8 protein-coding genes and 1 pseudogene are annotated in these 7,514 nt (G+C 71.2%); 3 read left to right on the plus strand and 6 right to left on the minus strand.

The genetic code is table 11. The features are described from left to right. Positions 1 to 65: 65 nt before the first annotated feature. Entirely contained in the window at positions 66 to 437 is a 372-nt protein-coding gene (locus tag IG08_RS0113115) for an iron chaperone (RefSeq protein ID WP_030600342.1), read from the minus strand. Between the two features lie 204 nt (positions 438 to 641). Between IG08_RS0113115 and IG08_RS0113120 the strand changes: the two genes are divergently transcribed. Further along, positions 642 to 866: a hypothetical protein gene (locus tag IG08_RS0113120; protein WP_030600344.1), complete on the plus strand. Its 225-nt coding sequence runs from the start codon at positions 642 to 644 to the stop codon at positions 864 to 866. 132 nt (positions 867 to 998) lie between these two features. On the opposite strand, the gene IG08_RS0113125 is transcribed toward IG08_RS0113120, so the two are convergent. The 5 genes and pseudogenes from IG08_RS0113125 to IG08_RS0113145 form a co-directional block, all read right to left on the minus strand. Beyond that, positions 999 to 1,958, minus strand: coding sequence for a Yip1 family protein (locus IG08_RS0113125; protein WP_063757768.1), 960 nt, complete (start codon positions 1,956 to 1,958; stop codon positions 999 to 1,001). Positions 1,959 to 1,991: 33 nt separating this feature from the next. After that, positions 1,992 to 2,180, minus strand: a pseudogene (locus IG08_RS57055) (hypothetical protein); the annotation flags it as partial. A 157-nt stretch (positions 2,181 to 2,337) separates the two neighbouring features. Continuing rightward, positions 2,338 to 3,759 carry an FG-GAP-like repeat-containing protein gene (locus IG08_RS0113135; RefSeq protein WP_078655576.1) on the minus strand — a complete coding sequence of 474 codons (1,422 nt, stop codon included), beginning with the start codon at positions 3,757 to 3,759 and terminating at the stop codon, positions 2,338 to 2,340. Then, positions 3,756 to 5,189: an FG-GAP-like repeat-containing protein gene (locus IG08_RS0113140; protein WP_030600348.1), complete on the minus strand. Its 1,434-nt coding sequence runs from the start codon at positions 5,187 to 5,189 to the stop codon at positions 3,756 to 3,758. Before IG08_RS0113140 ends, IG08_RS0113135 begins: the two co-directional genes overlap by 4 nt. Positions 5,190 to 5,299: 110 nt before the next feature. After that, positions 5,300 to 6,574 carry an FG-GAP repeat domain-containing protein gene (locus IG08_RS0113145; protein WP_030600350.1) on the minus strand — a complete coding sequence of 425 codons (1,275 nt, stop codon included), beginning with the start codon at positions 6,572 to 6,574 and terminating at the stop codon, positions 5,300 to 5,302. 194 nt (positions 6,575 to 6,768) lie between these two features. Between IG08_RS0113145 and IG08_RS60085 the strand changes: the two genes are divergently transcribed. Both IG08_RS60085 and IG08_RS60090 read left to right on the plus strand, forming a co-directional pair. After that, positions 6,769 to 6,924 carry a hypothetical protein gene (locus IG08_RS60085; RefSeq protein WP_158812229.1) on the plus strand — a complete coding sequence of 52 codons (156 nt, stop codon included), beginning with the start codon at positions 6,769 to 6,771 and terminating at the stop codon, positions 6,922 to 6,924. Beyond that, positions 6,891 to 7,514: hypothetical protein (locus IG08_RS60090; RefSeq protein ID WP_199820858.1), on the plus strand; the 624-nt coding region annotated here is incomplete at its 3' end. The genes IG08_RS60085 and IG08_RS60090, both read left to right, overlap by 34 nt.

The raw sequence follows: 7,514 nt of genomic DNA on the forward strand, positions 1-7,514 counted from the left end.
CTTCGGCGCGAGTCGCGGAGGCGAAGAGGCCGCCCGTCAGAGGTCTCGCTTCGCCTCTGTGGCCGTCACATCCACAGCACGCCGTCGTCCTCGTGCTCGCGCATACGGAACGCAATCATCCGGCGCAGCAGGTCGCCCGGCACGGGTCGGCCGTACGGGAGCTGGACCGAGCCCTTGCCGGTGGCGAAGTCGGCGAGGTCGGCGTCGAACGCCTCGCGGGTGCTGGGGGTGAACACGACGTTCGCGTGCTTCGCGTGGCCGCTGACCATGAACAGGATCGTCCCGGACGGGTGAACCCACGCGGGATGGCCCCACTTGATCGCCTCGCTCGCCGCGGGGACCGACTCCACGGCCAGCGCCCGTACCTGCTCGAGCACCTCACGGGCCTGCCCCGCGAAGCCCTCGATGTACTCATCGATCGTCTGCGGCTTTCCCATGGCGCCAGTGTGGCACCGCGCCCACCGGAGTACACGGTGGCCTCCTTGCTGGCCTAATAAATCGAACACATGATTGAATTTGGCTATGCGATCGTTCCCAGACGACCTGTACCGGCTGTCGGCTCAGTTGTTCTACGTGAGTGAGCGGCTTCATCAATGACGCACTGGAATGCGGGAGCGCATGTCCCGGATGATCCTGAAGGCATGTCCGGACCGATTCGCGTGATCGTGCATCCGCCGTCGCGCACAGGTGGCCGACGCGTGCGCGTGGACGGCGAGATCCTCGGGCTGGCCCACAACCTGGCCGACGTCGCGGAGTTCCTCCGCCGAGCCGGGCTGGAGATCGACCCGGCGGAGGTGGCGCAGTCACCGTGGATCGACTGGCGCGGAGTGGGACCTGAACGCTGGGGCCCGGAGCCGAGCAGCTGACATACCGAAGGCAACACACCTGGGCGTGGTCGAGCGTCCCGGGCAGGTTCTCGACGCCTGAGCTGGTGTGACAGCGACGAAGGGCTCCCGGTGTGTGCCGGGAGCCCTTCGTCGTCGTAGCGGGAAGAGAAGCTAGAACGTGCCCAGCTTCACGATCGACAGCAGGGCGATCAGCTGGATCGCCGACGCGCCGAGGGCCTTTGGCCAGGGGAGGTCGTGGGAGCGGGTGACCATCGTGGTGAGGAGGGCGCCGGCCGCCACCCAGGTCGCCCAGCCCAGCACCTGGACGAACGACGCGTCGCCGCCGAAGAACATGGCGAAGACCAGGCGGGGGGCGTCGGTGAGGGACATGATCAGCATGGAGAGGCCGACCGTGGGCTGCCAGGCGCCGTCGCCGCCGAGCTGGCGGGCCAGGGTGTGGGTGACCACGCCCAGGACGAACGACGAGACCACCATCGCCACCGCCGTCATCAGGACGATCGGGATCGCGTTCGCGAGCGTGGCGTTGATCGCTTCCTCGCGGGCGCCGTCGAAGCCGAAGACCGCGAGCAGGCCGTAGAGGAAGGTCACGATGAGGGCGGGGCCCCACATCGCGTAGTCGCGCATCTGGAGGAAGGTCTGCTTGGGGGACGTGAAGATGCCCTTCAGCAGCTCCTTCCAGTGCAGGCGGGGGCCGACCGGGGCCGCCGGGGCCGAGCCCGCGCGGTAGGTGCCGCCCTGGTTGTAGGGGTCGTCGTCGACCGAGAACGCCTGGGTGTGGCCGGGGTTGTTGGCCGCGTACGGGTCCGGGTTGCCCTGCGCATGCTGCGGGGCGCCGTCGCCGAAGTACTCCGGCTCGCCGTAGCCGTTGCCGTTGCCCTGCGTCCACTGCTGTTGCGGGTACTGCTGCGGCGCGGGGGGATAGCCGTACGGCTGTCCCTGGGGCGCCTGCTGCTGCCCGTACGAAGGTTGTTGCGGGCGCGCGTGAGGAGCGCCGTTGTCCCGGCCGCGTCCGATCCTGAATCCAGCCACGCCTTCGAACGTACCTGGTCCCGGAGAGTGACGTGCCGGGCCCGGCATTCCGGGCCCGGCTTTGCGGCCGAGCTGTGACATCCCCTAAGGGTTTCCTTAGGGGGTCTCAGGGGCTCAGTCCGCGAAGTTCGAGCCGAAGTACGGCGAACCCGTCGTCGCGACGCCCACGTTGCTCGGGGAGATGGCACGGGAGCCGGTGGTGGTGATCTTCGTGCCGTTGGGGGGGAGGTAGGTGACCGCTCCGTTGCCGGCGTTCTCGTCGGAGCCGACGACGAGGTCGGCCCTGCCGTCGCCGTTGAAGTCGGCGTGCGCGACCTCGGTGGAGTCAGCGGCCGTCGCCGTGACGGGCCGAGAAGGTGAGCAGACCGCCCGTCAGCGCGGCGGCGGTGGCCGTCGCGAGGGCGAGGCGGTGGTGGTGCCTGATCATGGGATCTCCTGGGATCAAAACAGGGGTGTGGGGTCAGCCGCCCAGCACTGAGCCGTACCGCGGTGAGCCGGAGGTCGAGACCCCGGTGGCCGACGGGCCGAAACTCACCGCGCCCGAGGTCTTCGGGCCGGTGGCCGTGCCGCGCAGCGACCACAGCGCTCCGTCGCCCGCGTTCTCGCCCGGCGCCGACACGGACAGCTCGGCGCGCCGGTCCCCGGAGTGGTCCCGCAGGGACGTGCGGCTGCCGAAGCGGTCGGACTTCTCGCCGGCGCCGGGCACGCCGGCCGTGTTCTGGGTGTACGTCTTGGCGGCCTTGGTGGTCAGGCCGGAGGCCGAGCCGTACAGGACGGTGACCGAGCCGGCACCGGAGTCCTCGCCGGACGCGCCGATCGCGAGGTCGGCGTACCCGTCGCCGTTGATGTCGCCGAGGGACACGCCGGAGCCGAAGGCGTCGCCGGTCTCGGCGGTGCCGGGCACGCCGGCCGTGTTCTGGGTGAGGGAGAGCGGGGCGCGGGAGGTGTCCACGCCGTCCGGGCCGCTGTAGCGGATGCTGACCCTGCCGCCCTTCGCGCCCGCCGGGTCGCCGGAGGCCTCGCGGTGGTTGCCGACCGCGACGTCGTCGTAGCCGTCGCCGTCGATGTCGCCGACCGAGGAGACGTAACCGCTGGGCAGGGTCACCAGCCAGTCGGTGAAGTTGCCGATGCTGCCGTCCACGAGGGTGGTGACCGCGTCGTCGGTGTCCTTCTCGCGCCCGTGCACGACCAGGCCGTCGAAGCCGCGGCCGGTGACGTCGCCGGTGGAGAGGTACTCGATGCCGTACGACTCCGAGTACGGGCGGGTGGCGTACGCGAGGGATCCGCCGTTGCCGCCGCCGAAGTCGCCGGTCCTGGTGAAGGGGCCGGAGACGAAGTTGAGGCCGTAGAAGCCCGGCGTGCCGGTCGCGATCTCGGGCATGCCGTCGCCGGTGAAGTCGCCCGCGGCCACCGCCTGGCCGTAGCGGTCGTTCCCGCGCTCGTCGTGGTTGATGAGCGTACGGCCGCCGGACAGGCCGGACTTGGAGCCCCAGACGATGACGATCGTGCCTTCGTCGACGTCCTCGCCCGGGGCGCCGACCACGAGATCGGCGTAGCCGTCGCGGTTCAGGTCGGCGGAGGCGAGGGAGCGGCCGAACTCGTCGTCGCTCTGGGCGGTGCCCGGGATCCCGGCCGAGTTCTGGGTGATCACCTTGTACGAGGACGGCTTGAGCCCGGACGAGCTGCCGTACACGACGGACACCGCCCCGGCCCGCTTGTTGCCGCCGACGGTCGCGGCGGGCGCGCCGATGGCGAGGTCGGCCCGGCCGTCGCCGTTGAAGTCGTACGGCTTCGCGGGCGTCGCCGCCTGGGCGGTGGGGGCGGTGAGGGCGAGCGGGGTGAGGGAGGCCGCGATCAGGACGGCCAGTCGGCGGTACCTCACTGGGCGATCACCCAGCCGAAGGAGGCGTCGCCCTTGAGGGAGACATCGCGGGCGGAGAGGTACTTGGCGCTGGTGGTGGTGAGGCCGGAGGCGGAGCCGCGCAGGACGGTGACCGCGCCGTAGTTGTTCTCCCCGCCGGCGCCGGCGACCAGGTCGGCCTTGCCGTTCTTGTTGATGTCGACCAGGCGGACGGACTGGCCGAAGGCGTCGTAGCTCTCGTTGCTGCCGGGCACGCCCGCGGTGTTCTGGGTGTACGACTTGGCGCCCGAGCCCTTCAGCCCGGTGGCCGAGCCGAACAGGATCGTCACCGAACCCGAGCTCTTGGCCGTGCCGTTGTCCTCGCCGGGGGCGCCGACCGCGACGTCGGCGTACTTGTCGCCGTTGATGTCGCCGACGCTCAGCGCCGCGCCGAAGAGGTCCTCGGCCTCGCCCGCGCCGGGCACGCCCGTCGAGTCCTGGTGGATGACGGTCGGCGTCTGCTCCGGGTCGGGTCCGGTCGCGCTGCCGTACCAGACGCTGATCTGGCCGCCTTTGTGGCCGGTCTTCTTGTCGCTGCGCGGGTCCTCGTGGTCGCCGAGGACGAGGTCGCCGTAGCCGTCGCCGTTGATGTCGCCGACGACGCCCTGGTGGCCGTCGGCCTCGGTCAGTTCGGTCCCGATGTAGTCCGACTCGGGGTGGGACTCGTTGCCGGGGTCGTGGCTGAGGTAGTTGATGACGCCGCCGTGGTCGCTGCTGACGGTGTAGGGGTACACGCGCTCGGCCGCGCCGTCGGCGTCGAGGTCGCCCGCGATCACCTCGTACGTCGAGCCCACCTCGTAGACGTCGGTCAGGCTCACGGGCTTGCCGGTGCGGGCGAAGGGGCCCTTGTAGAGGCCGGTGCGGCTCTGGCCGGTGACGGTGACGTCCGTCTTGCCGTCGCCGTCGAAGTCGCCGGTCGCGACGCCGGAGGAGTAGCCGCCCCACTCGTTGAGGCCGGCGGGCGAGGGCAGGGCCGAGCCGCCGGTCAGGCCGGACTTGGAGCCCCAGATGACCGTGGCGGCGCCGACGCCGTCGAAGGTGCCGACGCCCTCGTACTGGGCGCCGACGACGAGGTCCGCGTAGCCGTCGGCGTTGAGGTCGCCGGCGGCGAGGCTGTTGCCGAAGCGGTCGCCTTCCTCGGCGGTGCCGGGGACGCCGGTGGAGTTCTGCGTGATCACGGTCTTCTTGGCCGCCGAGACACCGGTGGACGAGCCGTACAGGACGACCACCGCACCGGCGCCCGACACGGAGCCGACCTTGGCGCTGTCCGCGCCGATGGCGACGTCGCGATAGCCGTCGCCGTTGAAGTCGCCGGCCAGCCCGGAGGGCGCGGCGGTCGCGGTGCCGGGCAGGGCGACGGTGAGCAGGCCGGTGGTGAGGGTGGCGGCCAGCAGGAGAGTGCGCTTGCGCAAGGAGAGGCTCCAGGGAGGAGAGCAGAAGTAACCGAACTGGAGACCGATGATGGGAGGTAGGGGTTGTACGTGAGTTCGGTAAATATTTGAGGCTGCTGTGCCGTCAGCCCTCAGTTGTCGCCGAGGAAGGCCGAGCTGGAGAAGGTGACGGAGGGCTCCGCCGCGAGCAGCCCCTTCTTGGCCCCGCGGTAGACCGCGACCGTGTCCTTGGTCTCGCTCCGATACGTCCGCACCGCGAGGTCGGCCCGCCCGTCCCCGTCGAAGTCCCCGACGGCCAGCACGCGCGTGGTCCCGGAGGCGGGTGGTTCGACGGTCACCATGCCTGCCGCCTTGAGACCTGCCGTACGCCCCCGGAAGACCTTCAACCGCGAGCCGCTGGAGACGAGTTCGCTCAGCCCGTCCCCGTCGAAGTCGGCGGCGTCGAGCATGGAGCCGGGGGAGGAGAGGGTGGCCTTCGCGGCTTCCGGCAGGTCGTAGCGCAGAGACGTTCCGCCCATCGCGCCGACCGCCGCGTCCAGGGCCCGCCCCTTGCCGAAGCGGCCGAGGGCGACATCGATCCCGGACGGGAGGACGGTTCCGGTGCGGGTGGGCCCGTCCGGTCCACCGAGGACGACCGCGGAGGGGCCGGTGCCCTCCGTCGTACGGACCACCAGGTCGTCGTACCCGTCGCGGTTCACGTCGGCGGCGGGGCCGGTGGGGACCTCGCCCGGTGACGTGAGCGGGCCGCCGGCCGTGCGCGGGGCTCCCTTACGGCTGAACGGGCCGCGCAGATAGCTGAGTTGCCCACCCGTGGCGTGCACGACGAGATCCTGGCTCCCGTCGCCGTCGAAGTCGCCGCACACCGGCTGGTCGGGCCAGTCGTTGCCGACGCGGGCGGTGGCGGGGACGGTGAGGTGGACGGCCTTGCCGGTCAGCCCGGCGGGGGAGCCGAAGAGGAGCTGCAGCGGCACGGGCGGCTGCCCCTGGCCGTCGTAGGGCGGGTCGGTGGAGACGACGAGGTCGGTGAAGCCGTCCCCGTCGAGGTCGCAGGTCGCCTCCGCGTCGAACACGGCGGGGAGTTGGCCGTCGGTGGCCGCCCCCTGTGTCCTCGGGCTGACCAACTGCCGTGCCCCCGGGACGAGTCCGCGCTCCGAGCCGTAGACGATCCCGATCCCGGCGTCGTCGGCGTGACTCTCCGCCTTCACCAGGTCGTTGAGGACGAGGTCGCGGTGGCCGTCGCCGTTGAAGTCGTCGGGGGTCTTGCTGCCGTCGCCGCGGGGGACGGGGAGTCGGGCGGGGGCCTTGGCGATCTGTACGGGTGAGTGGTCCGCGGACTCGGCGTGCTGGGTGGGGCCGCAGGCGGCGAGGAGGAGGGTGCAACAACCCAGGGCTACCGCCGTACACATCCCGGCTCTGCTCCGCCGCACACGCACCGTCCACCTCGTCAGCACCGTTGACAACGACTGAGCAATGATGCACGCGTTTGATCGGCGGGTTAAGGGGTGAGACGTGGTCGCCTTCAGCAAGTTCCCCGGCCCGTTGGAGCTGCGACTGCGCCACGACGAGGGAAGTGCAGCGTCCGGGCCGGTAGGGGAACTTGGTGGCGACGTTGGGTGAGCGGGGAGCCTCCGGTGCGGCGGGAGTCGTGCCGACCGTGGTCGGCCTCGGGGTGGGCGTGGTCGTGGTCGTGGTGGCCACCTCCCGGTACCGGGGAGCCGACTTGTGGCCGGTGTGGTCGGCGCTGGCCCTCAGCTGACCAGCGCGGCGGGCGTTGTCTTCGCCCTGGGCGTCCGGCAGTGGCGCGGCCTGCCGGAGGAGGAACGCCGGTCGTCGCGCGAGGTGGTCGTCATCGCGGGCGTGGTGGTGCTGGTCGCGATCCTCGTCGGAGTGGCCGCCGTAGCCGTCGACGATCACCCGGGAGCATGGCGGGGCCCCGCGCTCGTGGGGACCGCTCTGGTCGGTGCCACACCGATGGTGTGCGTCGCGTACGCGGTGTGGCTGACGACGCGCGGCGACCGGGACGGCATGGCTGCGGGAGAGCCGGCGGAGTGGCTGTTGGCCCGGCGCCGGGCACTGCGGACGCTGCTGGCCGGCCTGGGCGCACTGGTCGCGCTTTCCACTCTCGCGCTCGAGACGATGTCGGGGTTCAGCGAAAGAGCCTCGTCGACGCGCTCGTTGTTGATGCGCTTGCCGATCCGCTCCTCCATCGGTTGTCTCCGCGGCTGTGGCTCGCACCCGGCCGTACGGCACCGGGATCACACGGGGAATTCAGCCGGCCTGTCTGTCGCAGGGGGCGGTGGGGTGGCCGGTCTCAGCCGGGCCCACTGCGCCATGAGGATCAGCAAG

Origin of the sequence: Streptomyces fulvoviolaceus, assembly GCF_000718165.1 — a bacterium.
In the GTDB taxonomy this organism is placed as follows: domain Bacteria; phylum Actinomycetota; class Actinomycetes; order Streptomycetales; family Streptomycetaceae; genus Streptomyces; species Streptomyces fulvoviolaceus.

Bases quoted from the DNA above. Each gene is read 5' to 3' on its own strand.
- IG08_RS0113125 (WP_063757768.1), bottom strand. From the start codon at position 1,958: ATGTCACAGCTCGGCCGCAAAGCCGGGCCCGGAATGCCGGGCCCGGCA.
- IG08_RS0113115 (WP_030600342.1), bottom strand. From the start codon at position 437: ATGGGAAAGCCGCAGACGATCGATGAGTACATCGAGGGCTTCGCGGGG.
- IG08_RS0113120 (WP_030600344.1), top strand. From the start codon at position 642: ATGTCCGGACCGATTCGCGTGATCGTGCATCCGCCGTCGCGCACAGGT.
- IG08_RS0113145 (WP_030600350.1), bottom strand. From the start codon at position 6,574: ATGTGTACGGCGGTAGCCCTGGGTTGTTGCACCCTCCTCCTCGCCGCC.